Genomic DNA, 20,304 nt, shown 5'->3' on the forward strand with positions numbered 1-20,304 from the left:
GGGAAGGTGGAAAGCTACCTGTTAATGGTAACGGCGGATCGGGGTTTTTCAGCAGTAACCAGTCAGGCCGGTCTCTTTATTCTGAAAACCCCTGGAAAGCGGCCTCGTAGACGGCAATCACCTCCGCCAGGGTGGGCTTGCGCGGGTTGTTCTGCACCGGCCGGGTCACGGTGAGGGCGATTTCAGCCATCTCCGGGATTTTTTCCCTCGGGATGTTAAGCCCTGCCAGGGTCTCGGGAATATTTACATCTCCGTTCAACCGGATTATCGCCTCAACGGCCAGTTCGCCGGCCTCCCGCTCGCTCAACCCCTCGGTGTCATAGCCCATTATCTCGGCCGCCACCGCATACTTTTCCGGGCAGCCGATGATATTGTAGGCCACCACATAGGGGAGGAGTACGGCATTGGCCAGGCCGTGGGGAATGTTGAACATCCCGCCCAGGGGATAGGCCATGGCATGCACCAGCCCGACCCCGGCGGTGGCCAGGGCCTTGCCGCCCAGCAGACTGCCCATCAGCATGGCTGAACGGGCCTCGATGTTATCGCCGTTGGCATAGGCGATGGGCAGGTTCCGGCTGATCAACTCCATGGCCTCCAGGGAGTACATCTCCGAGATCCGATGGGCCTGGGTGGAGGTGTAGGCCTCCAGGGCATGGACAAAGGCGTCAATGCCGGTGGTCGCGGTTACGGCCGGCGGCAGGCTTCTGGTCAGTTCCGGGTCGAGCAGGGCCGCCTCGGGATAGAGGGGGTCACCGTTCATCCCGCCCTTGGAGCGGGTTTTTTCATTGATAAATACCGCGGTAAAGGTGACCTCGGCGCCGGTGCCGGCCGTGGTGGGGACCATGATCTTGGCAACCCCGGGTTTTTTGATCTTGCCCAGCCCCAGGTAGTCTTCGGCCTTGCCGTGGTTGGTGAGCAGAATGCTGATTGCCTTGGCAATATCCAGGGCCGAGCCGCCGCCAACCCCGACCACGCAATCGGCCCCGGCCTTTTTTGCCAGATCCGTGCCAGCATCGGCCAGCCTGAGTCCGGGTTCCGGCTCCACCTGGTCGAAGATGGTAACCGGTACTCCGGCCCTGGTCAGGGGTGCGGTGACCCGGTCAAGCAGGCCGGCGGCCTTGAGCCCGGGGTCAATAACCAGAAAAACCTTGCTGCCGCCGGTCTCAGCCACCAGGTCGGCAAGATCGTTGATCACGCCGGCGCCGAAACGGATGCGGGTGGGTTGGGTGATGGTGAATGATTGGGTGTGCATGGCAGATCCTTCGCCGTGTGATCAAGTCACACCGCTGTATTTTTTAGCTGATGCGTGCTAAGTTGATTGGCCATCCGGAATGTGTGGATTCCCGGGTGGGGCGCATGGCGCGGGAAGCAATCCATAATACATCCCTTGAGCTTTGGACCGGTCGTCCGGTTTATGATTCCAGACGACACAGTCTAACCCCTATTCGGGGATAAGTGCCTTCACAAAATTATTTTCTTGCGAAAAAAACAAGAAAATAATTTCCAAGGCACTAATGCCGGGCCTGGATAAAAGACATTGAAAAACACCCCGAACGACAGGCGAAGAGGCCTGGGAATGATCATGGAACAGCGGCCCAGTAAATCCGAAATCAAGCGGCAGTACAAACAGATCGAACAGTTGGCCCAGGAACTGGCCGCCTTGTCCGGCAAGAATATCAGGGCATTACCTTGCGATGACGAACTGCGGGATGAGATTCTCCGGACGCACCCTTTGAAAGGGGGAGCCCGAAAGCGGCAGATAAAGTATCTTGCCAGGTTCCTCCGCCAGCAAGGACCGGTGCTGGAACTGCTCGGTTTTTTGAAGCAGCGCAAGGGCTCCCATCTGCAGGAAACAAGGGAATTTCATGAGCTGGAGCGGTTCCGGGATGCGATTCTTTCCGCTGCCATTATCGAGGCCGGGGAGGCTGAGGAGCAGGGCGGGCCGGTTCCTGAAAAAAGGCAGGCCGAGTGGGATGCCCTGGCCACGGCGGTGCGCGGTTTTCCGGAACTTGATGTCCAGGCGGTAACCGGATCGGCCCGGGATTTTGCCCGGACCCGGAATCCCCGATACCGGCGCGAGGTCTTCCGTCAGCTCAAGGCGGCCATGGAACGGCAAAAATTTGCCGGGAAAAGGGAATAATTCATGGAATACAGAAGCGGAAGTATCGGCCGGGTTTTTACGGTCCGGTTTGATGATGGCGACGATTTCCTGGGCGGGCTGCGGGAGCTGGCCCGCAAGGAGGAGATCAAGTGCGGCTGGTTTCAGGTGCTGGGCGGCCTGCGGCAGGCAGGGGTGGTGGTCGGGCCAAAGGAGCCGGTGATGCCGCCGGAGCCGATCTGGCGGGATATTGACACCGCCCGGGAGGTACTCGGCTTTGGCACCATCTTCTGGGATGACGAGGGGCCCAGAATCCATCTTCACGCGGCCCTGGGCGAGCAGGGCGAGGGGCTCATCGCCTGTGTCCGGAAAAAGACCAGGGTATATCTCATCCTTGAGGTCTTTATCGTCGAGGTGCAGGGAGTTGAGGCGGGCCGGCCCTGGTTCGAGGCCGGCGGATTCAACCGGCTGGCCTTTTATTGATACCTGGGTCCGGGGCGGGTGGAGAGGGAGGATTGATTGATGGCGGCAGACAGAACAGACAGGGCCGGGAGCAGGTTGCGCCAGGGCGCCTCTGTTGTCCTGTTTCAGCTCCATGCCCCGGGAGCTGCTGCGGTTTTTCTGGCCGGTGATTTCAATGGCTGGGAACCTGACGCGGTCAGGTTCCGGCTGCGGAGGTACCGGGGTGATATCTGGAAGAAAAAGGTGGCCCTGGAGCCCGGTCGCCACCAGTACCGCTTTGTGGTGGACGGCTGCTGGTGGACCGATCCTGCCAATCCCCAACGGATTGTCAACCCCTACGGCACCGAGAACTCGCTGATCACGGTATTGTAACAAAGGCCGTTTCCAGCGGGATTGCCGGGTTCTATTCCTCGTCGGCAACTATTTTTATCAGCTTGTCGCCGGGCTGAACCGCGTCGCCCAGCTTGGCAAAGATCTCCATCACCGTGCCTTCGACAGTGCTGGTGATCGGGGTCTGCATCTTCATTGCTTCCAGGACCAGCAGCCGGTCGCCCACGGCCACCACCTGGTCTTCCTTGACCTGGATCTCGCACACATTGGCCCCGAACGGGGCGCGGATATCGCCGGACCTGGCCAGCTTTTCGATTTCTGCCTTGTTCAGCGCCGGTTCAGCGGCGGCAGCGCCCTCCCGGGCCTCTTCCTGGAAGACAAAGGAGCGCTGGTGGTGGTCCAGGTTGAGATAGATGTTGGACTCGGTGCCGTCCTCGCTCTTCTGCTTGGGTCCGATCTCAATGATATGCTCCTTGCCGTAATGGTCGGTGAACTTCAGGGTCTCGCCCAGCTTGAAGCCGCCCCGGCGCAGGAAGATGCTCGGCGGCAGCACGTAACTGCGGCCGAACTTCTCCTCGAACTTGAAGAAGTTCACTGCATCGTTGGGATGCTGGAGATAGGTGACCAACTGCTGGTCAGTGGGCGCGCGGCCCAGCCTGACGGCAAGGTTCTCCCTTTCTTTTTCAATATCAATATCCTCGATATCGGCAACATTGTCTTGCTCGTCAAGGAGCTTGCGCCAGTCAGAGCCGAACACCTTTTCATAGATCCAGTCCGCCGGTTGATAGAAGGGAAAGGGGCCGTACTTGCCCAGCAGCAGGTTCTTCAGGTCGCCGGACGGGTTGCCGTAGCGTTCCCCGCCCAGCACGTTGCTCACCGCAGTGGTCCAGAGGATCTGCGAACCCGGGGTCACGCTCCACCAGTTGCCCAGCTCGATCTGCACCCTGGGCAGTTCCTTGTGGAGGATCTCCGGCATCTTGTCCAGGAACTTGCCCTTGACCGCCTGCTCGAAACTGGAGCCCATGGCGCCGCCCGGCAGCTTGTGAATCTGCACGGTGGGTGAAAAGCCCTTGAACTGGGACTCAAAGTACTCGTAATGCTCCCGTTCGTTGCGCAGCACCTCCGAGGTTTCGATCACCGCCTTTTCGTCCAGACCTATTGCGGTCTTGCCATGGTCTTTCAGGGTATGGACCACTGACAGGATCGGCGGCGGACCGTAGTAACCGGTAAAGGCATGGTCGGTGGCATCGACAATGGTGGCGCCGTTCAGGACCGCGGCGGTGATCCGGCCGATGTCGTTGCCGTCGGTGTTGTGGCCGTGGTAGTGGACAACCAGGTCCGGGTATTTCTGCTTGATCGCCGCGACCAGGTCGCCGATCCGTTTCGGGGTGCCCAGGCCGCCGTGGTTCTTGATACAGAGCAGGATCTCGTTGCCGGTGACCTCAAGGATCTCGCCCACCTTGCCGACATAATAGGCATCGGTGTGTTCCGGGCCGGTGGAGAAGCAGATCGAGGGCTCCAGGATCTTGCCTGCCTTCTGCACCTCCTCGAATACCGCCTGCATGTTGGGGACGTGGTTCATGAAGTCAAAGACCCGCCACACATCCACGTACTTGGCAAACTCCCTGACCACCAGCCGGATAACGTTCTGGGGATAGGGACGGTAGCCGAACAGGTTCACCCCCCGGCACAGGGTCTGGAACATGGTGTCAGGCATCTTTTCCCGCAGCAGTTCCAGCTTGAGGAAGGGGTCGACCTGCTTGCGGAGGATGTCCACGTGGATGGAGGCCCCGCCGCTGATCTCCAGGGAAAAATATCTGGAACGTTCCCGGGCCGGGGCGGCCAGCAGGTCGGTATGCAGCAGGATCCGGTTCTTGAAATCGGACTGGGACATGTCACGGGTGGTATTGGTGACATAATATCCGTCGGCCCGGCGGAATATATCCAGGACCTCGGTAATACTCATGCCTTGAACTATCTGTTCCATGTTGATTCCTTCCTTCTATAGTTATCTGCAAGTCGCCACAAAGTGCCGGACTCGTCATGCCGGAGTGACGCCTTTCATTATTTCGTTGTGCCCGGCCGGTACGGTCCCGCCCTGCCGGTTATATTTCCCGTGCCCTTAGATGGCATAGGGGTTTTCCTGCTTAAAATGGATCTCCGCGATCAGCCGGGCCAGTTTGTTGGCCTCGTTGTCATCGTCCTGATAGTTGACCAGGTCCGGATGGGTGTCGATAAAGGAGGTGTCAAAGTCCCCTTTTCTGAAATCCGGGTCGTCGATCAGATTCAGGTAGTAGGGGATGGTGGTCTTGGGCCCGGCGACAACGTAGTTGCGCAGGCAGCGGCGCAGCCGGTCCACGGTCTCGTTCCAGCTGAAGCCGTGTACCGTCAGTTTGACCAGCAGGGAGTCGTAAACCTCGGGGATGGTAAAACCCTGGTAGACGAAGCCGTCCAGCCGGACGCCGTAGCCGCCCGGCGAGCGGTAGACGGTCACCGTCTTGCCGCCTTCGGGCATGAAGTTGTTCTGGGGGTCCTCGGCATTGATCCGCATCTCAATGGCAAAGCCGCGGATCTGGACATCGTCCTGGGAAAAGGCCAGTTTTTTGCCCAGGGCCAGTTTGATCTGGGTGCGGACGATATCAATGCCAGTGACCATCTCGGTGACCGTATGTTCCACCTGAACCCGGGTGTTGATCTCCATGAAGTAGAAGTTCATCTCCCGGTCCACCAGGAATTCCACGGTGCCGGCATTGGTGTAGTTGGCGGCCCGGGCCGCCTTGACCGCGGTTTCGCAGATCCGGTTAATGAGTTCCTGGTCCTGGATCAGCGATGGGGCGATTTCCACCAGCTTCTGGTTGCGACGCTGGATCGAACAGTCGCGGGTGCCGAGGTGGACCGTGGTGCCGTAGTTATCGGCAATGATCTGCACCTCCACATGCTTGGGATTAAGCACTACCTTTTCAAGGAAAAGGGCGTCATTGTTAAAGGCGGCCCTGGCCTCGGCCCGGGCCATGGGTATTTCCTCGATCAGCTGCTTTTCGTCATCCACCCGGCGGATGCCGCGGCCGCCGCCGCCGGCCTTGGCCTTGAGCATCACCGGGTAGCCGTGCGTATCGGCAAAGGCCTTGGCCTCGGCAACGCCCTGGTCGCCACCGGCCAGTTCCCGGGTACCGGGCACCATCGGGATATCGGCTTCGGCCATGATCCGCCGGGCCATGACCTTGTCGCCCAGGCTGCTGATTACCTCGGGGCTGGGGCCGATAAAGGTGATGCCGTTCTCCTCGCAGGCCCTGGCAAAGTCCGGGTTTTCGGCCAGAAAACCGTAGCCGGGATGGATGGCGTCGGCCCCGGCTTTCTTGGCCGCCTTGATTACCTTGTCAATGTTCAGGTAGTCGCTGCGGGGGCCGTCGCCCAGCCAGATCGCCTCGTCAGCCACCCGGATATGCAGGGCCTCGCTGTCCGGTGTTTCATAGATTGCTACGGCGTTATAACCAAGCTCCTGGATGGCCCTGATGATCCGCAGGGCGATCTCGCCTCGATTGGCAACCAAAATTTTTTTCTTCAAAACAATCCCTCAAGCCATGGATATTGATATTGCAGAGTTGCGGTTTCTTTTTGATTGTTACAGTTGTGCCTTGACGTTCGAGATGGTGTGGAAAGGATATCGCCACCACCCGAGCGCCTGGATAAACCCCTTTTAAAAACGATCCGTGGAACTGCGGAATCTAAAAGAAGGAGACACGGGATATGCTCATGGAGTCGCCCTGTATGACGGTATTCATGTCGGGACAACTCTTTAACTCTAGCATAGAGTCGGCCGCCGGGCAAGAAAAAGGTGGCAGCGATTCGTTTGAAGCGGTTATCGTTGATAATATTAATGCAAAAAAAAACTGTACAGCCCTGGAAAGTATGGTAAGAAAGACACACTAGTTTTCACCTTAAGACCGATCTTAATGTAGCCATATCAGGAAACTATCCTAAAAAAAGAAGCAGTGGAGGCGCAAAATGGTCAAGAACGCGAGAGGTTTTACCCTGATTGAGCTGATCATGGTTATTGTAATCCTGGGTCTTCTGGCCGTGGTGGCCATCCCCAAGTATCAGAACCTGCGCACCGAAGCAGCCCGGGCCTCGGCCGACGGGGTCTATGGCGCGGCCCAGGCCGCGGCGGCGATCAACTTCGCCACCCGGCTGGTGAGCGCCAGCCAGGCCACTGCGATCACCAATGCCACCACCCTGTTTTCCGCCATGGATGGGACCCCGGAAGGATGGACCTACGGCTCCAGCACCCGGATCACCGCCAGCCTGGCCGGCACCACCTATACCATCAATATTGCCACCACCGAGGATCCCGGCGGCAGCACCCCACCGACCCGCAAGGCGGTTCTTCACAAGGACTGGTAACCGCCAGCTGATTTTTTTATTCTTGCCGGCTAGTTGGCCGGGATCAAGGAAGACAGGGGAGACGGCTCTTGCCTGAGCCGGACTCCCCTTTGTTTCAGGAATCTCCGGATGGCCTCGGCCCCTTCATTGTCACCGCCCGCTTTCAGCATCCGCTGGAGCTGGGTCCAGGCAAAGTAGTTCTGCGGAAACAGCCTGGTGATCTCCAGGTAGGTCTGGTAGGCCTGTTCGATTTCATTGGCCAGGATAAATACCCGGGCCAGTTCCAGCCGCAGTTTCAACTGCCGGTCGAGCAGTCCGGCCGACTCTTGTTGGATTGCCTCCTGCAATACAGCCGCCGCCTCGGGGAATTTTTTTTCAACGGTCAGGATATCGGCCTCCAGGATCTCCGCCTCAAAGGCGTGTCCGTCCAGGGTCTTGAGCTGGTTGATCAGGTCGCGCAGTTCTTCTTCCCGCCCCTGGCGCAACAGAATCTGGCCGATGAAGAGATAGCTGTGGCGGAAGGCGCCATGGTCGGCGAGCAATTTCCTGAACACGTCCAGCGCCTCATTGAACCGCTTTTCCAGAAACAGGGCCGTGCCCAGGTTGTAGAGTACGATTTTCCGGTCCGTATCCGTTTCAGCCGCAACAAGGGCCTGGTTGAATATCTCGATTGCCGCGGCCGGGTCACCGCCGTCGGTGAGCGCGGCGCCCTTGTTGTTCAAGGCCCGGGCCGGCGCGGCGCCGCGTTCCAGGTCAACGGCCCAGAACTGTTCCGCCCGGTTCCATTCGTCATTCCTGGTAATGGTCCAGAATGACCAGAGCGCCAGGAGGAGCAGGAGCGCCACCCCTGACCTGCGCAGGGATCTGGGGGAGACCATTGAGAGCCCGGCCGGGACCAGGAAGGCGGAGGGCAGGTAGAGCCGGTGGATAAAGGCCAGTTCCAGGTTGGCAAAGGTCGATTCCACGGCCAGGGCAAGAAAGAAGAAGAGGATTCCAAATCCCGGGAGCGGCCGGCAAAGGCGAACACGCCAGGCCAGGCCACAGGCCCCGAGCATGGCAAGCAGTCCGGGCAGGGTGGTCCAGGGGCTGAACAGGCTGCGGGAGACCAGCGGATCATAGGCAAGGTGCAGCCGGGAGGGCAGCGGCAGAAGATAGAGGCCCAGGTAATGCCAGACGATTCGCCACTGGGTCATGACCCGCTCCCAGGGGCTGAAGTTCCGGCCGGGATAGGTGGCGAACCAGTCCGGCAGCCTTTCCAGGAAGATGAGTCCCGGGATCAGTGCGGCCAGCAGTCCGATGATTACGATAAACCGATATTGTTTGGCCCTGGGAGACGGCCCGATGATCGCATCGAGCAGGAGCAGGGCCAGGGGCAGGGTGAGCACGATCTCCTTGCTGGCCAGGCCGAGCAGGAAACAGGCCCCGATCAGGAACCAGGCAGTGACCAGGGACAATGATTTCCGGCGCCAGCAGAGAAAGATCAGGATAGCCGCCAGGTAGAACAGGGTGGCCAGGCCGGTCATCCGCTGGACAATATAGGTCACGGCCTGGGTCTGCACCGGGTTCAGGGCCCAGAGCGCCGCTGACCAGAAAGCAAGGGCGGAGCGGAAGGCGTGGTCAATGGTTTTGTCTGACAACGGCGAGGTGGTTGCCAGGGGAAAGATCAGGATAATCCGGTAGAGGAGCAGGCAGTTGATCAGGTGCAGGCCGATATTGAACAGGTGATAGCCAAGCACGTTGAGGCCGTCCAGCCAGTAGTTGACCGCAAAGGAGAGCATGGCCACCACCCGGCTCGACGAGACCGGCGAGTGCAGGGCCTTGATGATCTCGGTGAAGTTCTGCGGATGGACCGCCTGGTTTTCAATGATATTGGGGAAATCGTCAAAAACAAAGGGCGCCCCCAGGGAGGGATAGTAGGCCAGGCAGATAAAGGCGGCCAGAACCAGGCCATGGAGGATCTCAACCCGGCCCGGGGTTGCCGGGAACAGAGGCGCCCTGGCAAGGGCGGGCATGCTGGCGGCATTTTTTTCGGAGTGAGTCATAGGTTCAGAAATCAGAAGCCGGAATACAGAGGATGGAGGACAGAGGACCTGCCTTCGCATAAAGCTTCGGTGGGCAGGCAGAGGACGGAAAGTCTCTATTCGTATCATCTATACTGTAACTATTCAGCAGTGCCTCAGATGTGCGCAAGCAGGGTGGAGAACTATAGTTTGCTATGTGAGCCGGCCTGATCGCGCGCAGGTAAGCGTAGACTCCGGGTGGGGTGCTGCTGAATAGTTACGTTTAATATATCTGGTCGCTGGACAGGCCGAGCACGGCCTTGTCCAGCTTTTTCCGGCTGATGATCCCGTAGCCGCGCACAATCCGCATCTCAAAGCTGTTGCTGGCCTTCAACTCCTCGCGGACATGGGAGGAGAGCACCTTTTTCATCATCGCGGTCTCGTGATCGAGCACATACCGGTTCATGGCCAGGGAAAACCCGTTGATATCGTCATACACGGTTATCACGATCCGGTTAAGCCTGGTCACCTTGCCGTAATGGGCCATCAGTTCACGGCGGGAGTCGAACTCCTCCTCGTTCATCCACAGGCCCAGGTAGGTCTCCGTGATCTTGAAACCGTGTTTGTGGGTGATCATATAAGACCAGAGCTTGTAGTTCTCCAGCTCAATGAAGCGGATGGAGGTCCGGTTGTCCCTGGTCTGCAGCAGACATTTCACCAGCTTCTGGGACTTGATATGGCTTGGGTCAATCATGACAACCTCTAAAACTAAATTTTTTACCGCGGTGAATCCAGGCTTTTCGGAGTCTCATTTAATTCGCTTACCTGCGAGTTTATCTTTCTCTTGTAACCGTTCACCAGGGGTTACAAATTTACGGAAACCACCGGCCTGTAAGCGTTTACCAGGGCCACGGATTCGTGCAAGCAGGCCGGCGAATCTATAGTATGCCTATGTGAGCCGGCCTGATCGTGCGAAGATGGGGTGCTGGTGAACGCTTACTTTCTCTTTATATCCGTCATTCGTAAACATTCAGTAAACCCCTCCTATCGGGAAAGGGGTCTTCTTCTACCGACGGCCGCTCCATTGAGAAGGGCTGACCTGTTCATAAACAGGCTATCAAGCAGGAACTCGCTTCGCCGCGGCGGCGATTCGGAAGCCATAAGCATATCCTGCCGAAGTTGTTTCAATTTCCGCTTTTGCCGTCACGGCCGCGGCTCAGGGTCCGCTACACCGTTCGGTATAAGAAAACCCCTTTCCCGGTCCAACCTCAAACGTACGGGGTTTATCGAAACCTTAGCGTCATTCGGTCTTCAGCCCCGCATCACGTTCATCATGTCCCACATCGGCATGAAGATGGCCAGGGCAATCAGCCCGACCACACAGCCCATGACCAGCAGCAGGAGCGGCTCGATCAGGGTAGCCAGGTTCTTGATGGTGTAGTTGGTCTCGGTATCGTAATAATCAGCCACCTTGTCGAGCAGTGCATCCAGTTCCCCTGTTTCCTCGCCCACCGCCACCATCTGCACCACCATGGCCGGGAAATGGGGATGCTTGGCCATGGCGATGTTAAGCGGCACCCCATCTTCAACGTCGTCCAGCATCCGGCCGGCCATGCGGAAAAGAAGCAGGTTGTCCAGGGCGCTGGCAGCCAGCCGGAGTCCGTTGACGATATCAATGCCGCTTTTTCCCAGTACCGCCAGGACCCGGCAGAAGCGGGAGAGGTAGATCTTTTTCGAGAGTTCGCCGATGATCGGCAGCCGCAGGAGTAACCGGTCGCGGGCCAGGACAACGGTTTCGTACTGCAGGGCATAATGCCAGGCCATTGCCGCCAGGGCCGCGGCCACGCAGATCCCCAGGAAGTTATGGGACATGAAGTTGCTGGCTGCGATCATGACCTGGGTGGGCAGGGGCAGCGCGGTCCTGGAGCTGGCAAAGAGGGTGACGAATTTCGGCACCACAAAGGTCATCAGAAAGGCCACCGCGCCGACAATGGCCATCACCACCAGCTTGGGATAGCGGGTCGCGGTCCTGATCCGCTCGCGGATGTCTTTTTCGTTTTCATAGAGATCAGCCAGGTACTCGAAGGAGTTGTTCAGGTTGCCGGTCTCTTCGCCGATCCGGACAATATTGATGAACAGCCGGTTAAAGGTCCGGGGAAAGAGGCTGAAGGCCTCACTCATGCTGGAGCCGGCTTCCAGTTCCGCGCCAATGGTTGTCAGCAGCTTGCCCAGTTTGGGGTTGAGGGTCTGCCTGGTCATGATCTCCAGGGCCTGCAGGACCGCAACCCCGGCCGAGAGCATGGTGCCGAGCTGGCGGCAGAAGAGGATCAGGTCATCGATGGTCACCCCGCCGAACCGGTCGGCAAGGGAGAGTTTGAGTCTGGTGAAAATGTCTGCATCGCCGCCAGCCTCCTGTTCCGCGACAATGTCGATCCGGATCGGGGTCATGTTGTTTTCAACCAGCCAGGTCTCCACCTGATGGACGATTTCAGCGGACCGTTTTCCGCTGATCTGTTTTCCCGAGGCGTTGATCGCCTGGTAACGGAAAGTCGGCATGACCTACTCCTGGGCCTCAAGGGTGACCCGGAGTACCTCGTCCAAAGAGGTGAGTCCGGCAAAAACCTTCTTGAGTCCGGCCCGGCGGAGGGGAACAACGCCCTCGGCCGCGGCCATCATGGCGATCTCGTGGCTGGCCGATTTGGTCACGATCAGATCCTTGATGGCGTTGCCGATCGGCATGATCTCGTAGATAGCCATCCGGCCGCGGTAGCCGGACTCGTCACACTCCTTGCAGCTGCCGGGCTGGTAGAAAACCCGATCCTCCTGGACCGGGATGTTCAGTTCCTCCTGCAGGGCGGCAGGGGGGCTGAAGGAGTGCCTGCAGAGCGGGCAGAGGAGCCGTACCAGCCGTTGGGCCACCACCAGGCCCAGGGAGGAGGAGATGAGAAAGGGCGGGATCTCCATGTCGATGAGCCGGGCCACGGCGCCAACCGCGTCGTTGGTATGCAGGGTAGACAGGACCAGGTGACCGGTGAGGGCCGCCTGGATGGCGATCTCCGCTGTTTCCAGGTCGCGGACCTCGCCGATCATGATCACGTCGGGGTCCTGGCGCAGGATGGACCGCAGGGCCGAGGCAAAGGTGAGGTCGGCCTTGGGATTGACCTGGATCTGGTTGATGCCCGGCAGCTCGTATTCCAGGGGGTCCTCAACAGTGACGATATTCTTCTCCGGCGAGTTGATGTAGTTCAGGGCCCCGTAGAGGGTGGTGGTCTTGCCGCTGCCGGTGGGGCCGGTTACCAGGAGTATCTCGTGGGGATGGAGCAGATGTTTTTCAAAAATATCCTGCTGCTCCGGCTCAAAGCCGAGATCCTGGAGGCTGATCCTGACCTTGGCCTTGTCCAGCAACCGCATGACCACCTTTTCCCCGGCCTGCAGGGGCAGGGTCGAGACCCGGATGTCAAAGGAGCGGCCGGAGACCGGGATCTCGAAACGGCCGTCCAGGGGTTTCCGTTTTTCACCGATATCCATCCGGGCGAGGATCTTGATCCGGGAGACAATGCTGGGGTGGGACTCCAGCGGGAAACTCAACGATTCCCGCAGAATGCCGTCCACCCGGATCCGGGTCCGCACCTTTTTGGGGGTGGGCTCGATATGGATGTCGCTGGCCCGGCTGCGCACCGCCTGGAGGATGATCCGGTCCACTGCCTGGACCGCGTCGAACTCCTTGGCCGCGGCCCGGGTTGCCTTGCTCGCCTGGGGGGGCATGGGCTGGGCCGTGTTTCCGTGGTAGCGGTCAATGGCGGCGATTATTTTTGATTCTTCGGCAACACAGGTGACGATGTGGTCCTTGATGTAGCGGGAAGCATCGTCCAGGGCAAAGATATTCAGCGGGTCGGCAAAGGCCACCAGGGTCTCCCCGGGCCGTTTGCCCACGGCGAGCATTTTATGCTTCCGGGCGATCATCTCCGGCACGAGCCTGATCACCTCGGGGTCAAGGATGATCCGGTTGAAATCGATGAAAGGGATGTGGAGCTGTTTGGCCACGGTTTTGGCCACGGTCTCTTCAGTGGCAAAGCCCAGTTCCCGCAGCGCCTCACCCAGCTTGATCTGCCGTTCCCTGCCAAAGGCCAGGGCCTGCTGGAGCTGATCAACGGTGATCAGCCCGCCTTCCACCAGGATGTCGCCAAAACGTTTTTTTTTGGCTGGTTGTATTTGCATGACCGGTTTGCCCTGGGGATCCGCTTGAGTATTGTTCGTAATTCGATATGGTCGGTCAATACCGTGACCCGACGATTCATTTCATGGGGACAGAAAACATTATATTCCTGGCCGCGATCATTGCTCCATGTTTTTTCACCCCTGGCCCACTGTCATCCGTCTAAGGCCGGATGGCAACCAGGTTGGCCAGATCCCGGATGACACGTTCGGCAAAGTCGGGTCGCAGGGACAGGATGCATGCTATCAGCGCCAGCGAAACGGCCCCGGCCAGGAGCAGGCCCCGCCGGGACCGGTTGAACCGGGGAGTACCTTTTTGATCCAGGGCCAGGGATGCGTCCGCCTGGCTGAAGATGGAGGCGGTCAGACGCGGAGAATGCCTGGAAAAGGCCACCAGCAGAGCCCGGGCCGCCAAGCGGTTGATCCGGCGCGGCACCCCGTTGGTCAGTCGCCAGAGGCGCTGCCGGGCTCGCCGGCCCATGACCAGGTTGTCCCGCCCGGCCCGGGCCAGCCGGAAGTTCACATAGGATACCGTCTCCTCGGGGGTGAGCGCTGGCAGGGTCTCGATGATCGTTATCCGCTGGAGGAGCTGGCGCAGGTTCGGTTGCCGCAGTTTGTGGCGCAACTCCGGCTGGCCGACCAGGATGATCTGCAGCCACTTCTGCCGGTCTGATTCAAAGTTGGAGAGCAGCCGCAGCTGTTCGATGGTTTCATCGGGGAGATTCTGGGCCTCGTCGATGATCACAGCCAGCCGCCGGTTGTCACTGGCCAGGGCAAAGAGATAACCGTTCAATTCCCGGAGCAGGGATTCCATGTTGTCGGAGGCGGCCGCGGTTTCCCGGCCCACGTCCACCAGGATGGCCTGGAGCAGTTCGGCCGGGGAAAGCAGGGGCGAGAGGATGAGCGCGGTTTCATACTCATCCTTGAATTCGGCCCGGAATTCGGCGAGCAGCATTCGCAGGAGCAGGGTCTTGCCGGTTCCCACCTCACCGGTGATGATGATAAACCCCTCGCCCTGGCGGATTCCGTAACGGACCACCCGCAGGATCGCGTTGTGGCCGGCGGACCGAAAAAAGAAACGGCGGTTGGGGGTGAGCAGGAACGGCTCCTCGCTGAGACCGAAAAAGGCCAGGTGGGGCGCGTGGTTCCAGGGGGGCTGATCCGCCCGGGAAGGGGATGGCGAGATTGCTGTTGTCAGGTCTGTTTTCATGTCCGGTTATCTGTTTACCGGCAGTACCACGGCGGCCCGGCTCTGGGGGCCGTTGAATTCCCCGGCATGTTTGACCGCCAGGCTCCAGCCCTGGTAATCGCCCAACCGGACCGCGTACCAGATCTGTCCGTTTCCAGAGGTGAGTTCGGCAAGATAGGGGGTATATCCCTTGTCCCGGATCCTGTTCAGCATCTTTTCGGCATTGGCCTTTTTCCGGAAGGAGCCGACCTGCACGGTGTACAGGGGAGGTCCTTCCGGATCAGATGATACCATTTCCACCTGGTCCGGAAGGGCGCTGTCAGCCGCTGGTCGAGGAGCGGCAAGATTGTCGGCCCCGGCCTCGGCCGCGCCGGGCGGCCCGGCGGTGGAAACGGGTTCCCGGGCGGATGCCTCCGGCCCGGTCGTGATCGCGGTCCCGGCTTTTGGGGTCACGGCCGGTTTTTTCAACTGCCGGGCGTCCGGTGGGGCACTGGCCGGCGATCCGGCCGGATCCGGGCGGTTGCCGTCTTCCATGGAGAGAATGGTCGGAGTGATGAACACCTGGAGTTCGTAGCGTTTTTTGCTGTCATCCTTGCTTTTGAAGAGATTACCCAGTATCGGGATGGTGCCCAGCAGCGGGACCCGTTGTTTGATATTGTCTTTGTTTTCCAGGAGGATCCCGCCGATGACCACGGTCTGGTTGTTTTCCAGAAAGAGGGTGGAGGAGATCTCCTGGGTGTCGATGGTGGGTTGTCCCCCGGAGGAGGCGGTGGAGACACTGTCGTTGGTCACTGAGACATCAAGGACGATGTAGTGGTTCTTCAAGATGCGCGGCGTTACCTTGAGACTCAGGCTGGCCTCGCGGAACGAGGTGTTGATCGAGCTGTCGGTCTGGGTCACATAGGCCACTTCCTTGCCCTGCTTGATCTCGGCCTCCTTGCCGTCCAGGACCAGGATGCGCGGCGAGGAGAGAACCCGGGCCAGATTGTCTTGTTCCAATGCCTGCAGTTCCAGGTTCAGGTTCAGATTGTTGCGCAGATAGCCCACCATCAGGTCGGCGGTGTGGCTTACCTGCTGGTCCACCGCACCGGTTACCGACAGGTCGCCGTACCGGTCGCTGAATCCCCATTTGATGCCCAGCCGCCGCTTGGCCTCGTCGCTGATGATCACGATCCTGGCCTCGATATATACCTGGGGGATGGGGCGGTCCAGTTCGGTGAACATGGCCGATACCTTATCCAGCTGTTCCCGGAGGTCAACGATCAGGAGGCAGTTGCCGCGTTCGGTGGGGGTGATGGTGCCGGATTTGCTCAAAAGTTTGCCCAGTTGTTCCAGATAATCCTCGGCCCGGCCGTACTGGGAACAGATCCGCCTGGTGGCCAGGTTGACCGGGGCGGACTGAAAATCCTCTTCTTTCTGGATAAAGAGAACCCCTTCCTTTTCGTAATAGCGCAGATGTTTGGCAGTCACCACCAGGTTGAAGATGTCGTACAGGGTACGGCTTTCCATCTCAATGGTGATCGTGTCATCGATATTATCGGCAACATAGACGGTAATCCCCGCCTGCCGGGCAATGGCCCGGAAGAGAAGCGGCACCTTAAGATTATCGCCCCGGATTGAAGCGGGATGATCCTTCAGCGCATCGATCAATGTCCCGGCCCGTACTCCCGGCGTCATTAACAACAGGCCGGCAAGGACAAGGTGGATGAGGAGTATGATCCTGACTTTTGGCGACAGAACCTTAATTTTCAATTGGTTACCCATGCAGATCCTTTTGCCCCTGGAAGAGGCTGCTCAGGATAGAGTGTTTCCGGTTCTTCGGCCGGGTTACGGCTCACTACCGGTCCCCAGGTTGATCTCCGTGGTTTCGAATCCGATCACATGGCGGGTCGGCCCTTTTGCCAGGGTAATGGAATCCCGGTGGATAGCCAGCACCCGTATCCCTGAAAATTCATCGCCAACCCCGATCAGCCTGCCGTTGATGATCGCCAGGGGTTTGCTCCGGTTCCAGAGAATGGCCTCTGCCCGCAGCTTCTTCATCGCCGCCAATGCTGATTCGTCGGCCTGGCGTTGCCGGGAGTCGGCTGGCATGGATTTTTCCGCTGGCCAGGCAAAGATATTCCTGCTGGGAACCGGCGCCCGGGTGGACCGTTCGGTCCTGTCCAGCAGTTCCGGTCGAACGACCAGGGTCAGCATCTCCTCGGATTGAACCGGTCCGGCGGTCGCCGCGACCGTGCAAAATGCCAACAGAGCAATGATCAGTATATTTTTCGCCATGTTTTCATATTTCAGCGGATTAACAACCATGAATAACACTGTAAACATCGTAGTTCTAACAAGGTCACCATACAAGCTCAAACATTTTCATCCGGCCGGGCCGGTTTTCAGGCCGATTCTGCCCACCTTGAGAATGAAGTGGAGCGGCCGGTCCCCCTTGTCCTTGCCGGCTGTCCTGTTCTCTATGACAAGGTCGTCGATCATGCTCACCGGCGGACTCTCTTCCAGGTGGAGCAGGTAGTTGTACAGGGTTGTAAAGTCGGTGTTCCCTTCAATGCGGACCGGGTAGATGGTAAAGGCGTCCCTGGTTTCCGGTTCAAGGTGGCGGACCTTTTGCAGGTTATCGTTGATCTTCACCGGCGTTGAGGGCTGAAGGGTGAAAACCGAGTTGTTGAACTCCTGCTCATCGCCCAATATCCGCCACTGGCGGGTGAGGATTCGTTCCTTTAACAGGTTGACGGCGAGCCCATCCTTTAAGGAGCGGATCTGTTCTTCCATGGTGTGGATGCCCGTGGTCATGATCCGCCCGGCCCGGCCCGGACTGGACTGGAGCAGTTGATTCTTGAGCGCGGTTTCCTGCTTTATTTTTTTTTGCTTTGGTTCAAGGATAAAGGCGTGGCCGACATAGTAGGCGCACAGGCAGAGGGCCAGGGCCAGGACCAGGGTTCGCAACACCGGAATCCCCTCGGGGTCGTTGCGCAGGGCAAGAAGCTTTCCCTGGCTGATGTGGATTATTTCCTGGACGCGCAGCATGTTAACCGGTCCCGTGTTTATTCGTCGGCATTGTTGAGCCTGCCGGAGATATTGAATTCAAAGAGCATTTCGTTGTCCTGGTTTTTCCGGTTGATGGCCTTGAGGGTGATCTCTCCGAATTTGCCGGAGTTCCTTAATCTTTCCACAAGGCCGGGCAGGTCCTCGTAACCACGCGCCTCGCCCGAGAGTTCCCCGTTATTGCCGTTGAACCTGATGGAACGGAAGACGATCGAGGGAGGGGTTGCCGCGGCGATCACGGCAAGCAGCTCGGAGAAGATCTTTTTTTGATGCCGGAGCCCGGTCAGCCGGCGGACCCGGGCCGCAACCAGGGAGTTCTGTTGGTTCAGCCGGGCCAGTTCGGCCTTTTTGGCCTGGAACCGGTTGAGGGACCGGGAGTAATTATCAGTGGACTGCTGGAGGAGGGCTCGGTCTTTTCCCGCCTGATTGATCCTGTTGGTAAGGGAGCGGTCCTGGACATAGAGGTTGAGGGCGATAATAGCCAGCACAAGAACCAGGACCGGTGGTATCTTGTCCTTGATCTTGCTGGAAAGCGGTTTTTTGGGGACGAGATTTATGCGGTCAATCATCGGGCTCACCAGCGGGCTCCGGTGCCGATGCAGATGGCGCCGTAGGACGGCGGGCAGCCGGCCGGCAGTTGTTCCTCCCCGAGCAGGGGCTCGACTGCCAGGTCCATGGATGTCCGGACGATATCCTGCAACTCCTTGAAAAAGTCATCGGCCCCGCCGGCAAAGAGCTGACTGACCGGGCTTCCCTTTACCACTGATCCGTAGTAGTCGCGGGTGCGGATCAGCTCCAGGCTGATCTGTTGCAGATAGTCATACCAGGTTCCCTTGGCAACCGGATCGGATGTTGCCGTGCCGGGACCGTTATCTCCGGGAGCAGCACCTGCCTTTTTGTCTGCCGGTGCCGGGTCGGTTGAACCATGTTTCAAGATATCGAAATTGAGCAGGATGGCGTCCATGGCGCTGTCATCGATGAATTCCTTGCCCGGTGCGGGCAAGGGCGGGGGCGTTATCGTCTGTGCTGGTCCGGCCGTTGCCGATTGCCGGACCGCGGCCGCGGAATAGGGAGTCGCCGGCCGGGCCAGGGGCACGGATCGGACAACGGTGAGGACATTTTTTTCATGGATTGCGATGGAGATACTCCGGTTCCAGATCAGGAGGCAGAGGCTCGACTTCCCGGTCCGGAGGCGACCCTGGCGGTCAAGGAGCCCGAAGGCGGCAAAGACGTCGCTTTCAAAAAAGGTGAGTTCCAGCTTTTTTTCGCCCAGTTCCCGGCGGAACATCTCAAAGGACTTGCGTTGGAAAAGATAAACAGTGACCACCAGCTGGCCCTTCAATCGCTGGCTGATCTGCCAGTCATAAAGCAGGTCCTTGAGCGGTTGATCAACGACCTTGGCCAGGTGGTAGGGCAGGGCCTGGTTAATCGCCTCCCTGGGCATTGCCGGCAGGGTAATGTTCTTGGTGGTGAAAAAACTCAATGGCAGGGCCATTGACAGCTCGCCCTGGGAGGTCTCCGGCACCCGGGAAAGGAGCCGGTGCATACTGGTCTTGTTGGTCACGGCCACCCCGTTGGTGTTGCCCAGCATCGTCAGGATCGGTTCCTTTTGCGCGGACCTGGTGATTTCCGCGAGTATGGCGCCGCCGGTGTCGCCGGCCAGGGCGAACATTTTTTTATTCTTCAGAAAGCGGTGGATCATCAATACGCCCCGGGTTGAGATTTGCCTGAAGCACCACTGTTTTTCTGTCCGTACAGGGAGAGCAGCCTGGTTCCCATGATTTTGTTTCTGGCGAGCAAGGCGATGTTCTTGACCAGCATCGGCTGGTCCGGGTTAATCCGGCCGGCCCTTTCAAAATAATCGATCGCCACCCCGTAAAGGCCGAGTTCAGTGAGGGCCACGCCGTAATTGATCAACGGTTCCGCTGCACCCGGGGCAAGGCGGATGGCCTGTTCGAGGTAGGACAACCCCTGCCAGTATTGCCGGTCCAGAATATAATAGGCCGCGATATTGTTGAGCAGGGTTGCCCGCTGTTCAGGGGTGAGATCGCTGTCCGCCAGTTTGTCCCGCCACTGGTCGCGTGTTTCCCGGGTCACTGGATTGACGGCCCTGGTTGTCCCGGATTGCCCGGTCGCGACCTGCCGCGGACCGGCCGGGGCGGCGGCGGGTTCCACCGGCGCGGCCGGAGTCGGATGTCTGCCCGGTTTCAGCAGTGAGGAAAAATCAGTGATCAAGACGAACAGAACCAGGCCGGCAACAGCGCTGCAAAGGATGGCCCACAGAACCAGCCGCCGCCGGCCCGGGCCTCTCCGGCCGGGGGCCGGCGCGGCCGGCTCTCGATGCTGCGACTCTTCATTTTCCCGGATTCGCTCCAGCGTGTCAAACAGTTTGCTCAAATTAATTTCCGTTGTTGGAAGGTTAGCGGCTCGCGAGGCCGAACTCTGCTGGATGCTGTCCGCACCCATTTGAAAAAGTGTGCCGCCAAAAAAACTTTTTTCAAGGGGATCAGGGAGTTGAAACAATAACCGTCATGCCAATAAAGTAAGATTTCGGTAAACCCCGTACGTTTGAGGTTGGACCG

The 20,304-nt window shown here is 58.9% G+C and carries 18 protein-coding genes; 4 read left to right on the forward strand and 14 right to left on the reverse strand.

The features are described 5' to 3' along the window. Positions 1-76: 76 nt before the first annotated feature. The gene (locus L3J03_00200; protein ID MCF6289415.1) at positions 77-1,252 is read right to left on the reverse strand and encodes an iron-containing alcohol dehydrogenase; all 1,176 of its coding nucleotides are present in this window, start codon (positions 1,250-1,252) and stop codon (positions 77-79) included. A gap of 324 nt (positions 1,253-1,576) precedes the next feature. On the opposite strand from L3J03_00200, the gene L3J03_00205 reads away from it, so the two are divergent. From L3J03_00205 to L3J03_00215, 3 genes are read left to right on the forward strand one after another with little or no spacing between them, the layout of a single operon-like run. Continuing rightward, complete coding sequence (locus tag L3J03_00205) at positions 1,577-2,140, forward strand: DUF615 domain-containing protein (GenBank protein MCF6289416.1); 564 nt, start codon at positions 1,577-1,579, stop codon at positions 2,138-2,140. 3 nt (positions 2,141-2,143) lie between these two features. Then, positions 2,144-2,581 (forward strand): DUF296 domain-containing protein, encoded by a 438-nt coding sequence (locus tag L3J03_00210; protein MCF6289417.1) that lies wholly within the window; start codon positions 2,144-2,146, stop codon positions 2,579-2,581. A 39-nt stretch (positions 2,582-2,620) separates the two neighbouring features. Continuing rightward, positions 2,621-2,932 carry an isoamylase early set domain-containing protein gene (locus L3J03_00215; GenBank protein ID MCF6289418.1) on the forward strand — a complete coding sequence of 104 codons (312 nt, stop codon included), beginning with the start codon at positions 2,621-2,623 and terminating at the stop codon, positions 2,930-2,932. A gap of 31 nt (positions 2,933-2,963) precedes the next feature. Here the strand turns inward: L3J03_00215 and L3J03_00220 are convergent, their stop codons facing one another. Further along, entirely contained in the window at positions 2,964-4,877 is a 1,914-nt protein-coding gene (locus L3J03_00220) for a pyruvate carboxylase (GenBank protein MCF6289419.1), read from the reverse strand. A gap of 135 nt (positions 4,878-5,012) precedes the next feature. Continuing rightward, positions 5,013-6,455: an acetyl-CoA carboxylase biotin carboxylase subunit gene (locus L3J03_00225; GenBank protein ID MCF6289420.1), complete on the reverse strand. Its 1,443-nt coding sequence runs from the start codon at positions 6,453-6,455 to the stop codon at positions 5,013-5,015. Positions 6,456-6,895: 440 nt separating this feature from the next. On the opposite strand from L3J03_00225, the gene L3J03_00230 reads away from it, so the two are divergent. Then, positions 6,896-7,291: a prepilin-type N-terminal cleavage/methylation domain-containing protein gene (locus L3J03_00230; protein ID MCF6289421.1), complete on the forward strand. Its 396-nt coding sequence runs from the start codon at positions 6,896-6,898 to the stop codon at positions 7,289-7,291. A 29-nt stretch (positions 7,292-7,320) separates the two neighbouring features. On the opposite strand, the gene L3J03_00235 is transcribed toward L3J03_00230, so the two are convergent. The 11 genes from L3J03_00235 to L3J03_00285 form a co-directional block, all read right to left on the reverse strand. Then, complete coding sequence (locus tag L3J03_00235) at positions 7,321-9,282, reverse strand: tetratricopeptide repeat protein (protein ID MCF6289422.1); 1,962 nt, start codon at positions 9,280-9,282, stop codon at positions 7,321-7,323. A gap of 271 nt (positions 9,283-9,553) precedes the next feature. Next, entirely contained in the window at positions 9,554-10,024 is a 471-nt protein-coding gene (locus L3J03_00240; protein ID MCF6289423.1) for a hypothetical protein, read from the reverse strand. Between the two features lie 557 nt (positions 10,025-10,581). Beyond that, positions 10,582-11,826, reverse strand: a complete 1,245-nt coding sequence (locus tag L3J03_00245; GenBank protein MCF6289424.1) for a type II secretion system F family protein — start codon at positions 11,824-11,826, stop codon at positions 10,582-10,584. Positions 11,827-11,829: 3 nt separating this feature from the next. Then, entirely contained in the window at positions 11,830-13,488 is a 1,659-nt protein-coding gene (gene tadA, locus L3J03_00250; protein ID MCF6289425.1) for a Flp pilus assembly complex ATPase component TadA, read from the reverse strand. Between the two features lie 160 nt (positions 13,489-13,648). Beyond that, positions 13,649-14,695 (reverse strand): AAA family ATPase, encoded by a 1,047-nt coding sequence (locus tag L3J03_00255; GenBank protein MCF6289426.1) that lies wholly within the window; start codon positions 14,693-14,695, stop codon positions 13,649-13,651. Between the two features lie 6 nt (positions 14,696-14,701). After that, positions 14,702-16,438, reverse strand: a complete 1,737-nt coding sequence (locus L3J03_00260) for an SPOR domain-containing protein (GenBank protein MCF6289427.1) — start codon at positions 16,436-16,438, stop codon at positions 14,702-14,704. Positions 16,439-16,501: 63 nt separating this feature from the next. After that, positions 16,502-16,951: a hypothetical protein gene (locus L3J03_00265; GenBank protein MCF6289428.1), complete on the reverse strand. Its 450-nt coding sequence runs from the start codon at positions 16,949-16,951 to the stop codon at positions 16,502-16,504. A gap of 87 nt (positions 16,952-17,038) precedes the next feature. Beyond that, positions 17,039-17,704, reverse strand: coding sequence for a hypothetical protein (locus L3J03_00270; protein MCF6289429.1), 666 nt, complete (start codon positions 17,702-17,704; stop codon positions 17,039-17,041). A gap of 17 nt (positions 17,705-17,721) precedes the next feature. After that, on the reverse strand, positions 17,722-18,291 hold the full coding sequence (locus L3J03_00275) for a PilN domain-containing protein (GenBank protein MCF6289430.1): 570 nt from the start codon (positions 18,289-18,291) through the stop codon (positions 17,722-17,724). A 5-nt stretch (positions 18,292-18,296) separates the two neighbouring features. Further along, positions 18,297-19,424 (reverse strand): hypothetical protein, encoded by a 1,128-nt coding sequence (locus L3J03_00280; GenBank protein ID MCF6289431.1) that lies wholly within the window; start codon positions 19,422-19,424, stop codon positions 18,297-18,299. Beyond that, complete coding sequence (locus L3J03_00285; GenBank protein ID MCF6289432.1) at positions 19,424-20,119, reverse strand: tetratricopeptide repeat protein; 696 nt, start codon at positions 20,117-20,119, stop codon at positions 19,424-19,426. The genes L3J03_00280 and L3J03_00285 overlap by 1 nt, the downstream gene beginning before the upstream one ends. Positions 20,120-20,304: the final 185 nt, after the last annotated feature.

The organism is Desulfobacterales bacterium, assembly GCA_021647905.1.
GTDB lineage: Bacteria > Desulfobacterota > Desulfobulbia > Desulfobulbales > BM004 > JAKITW01.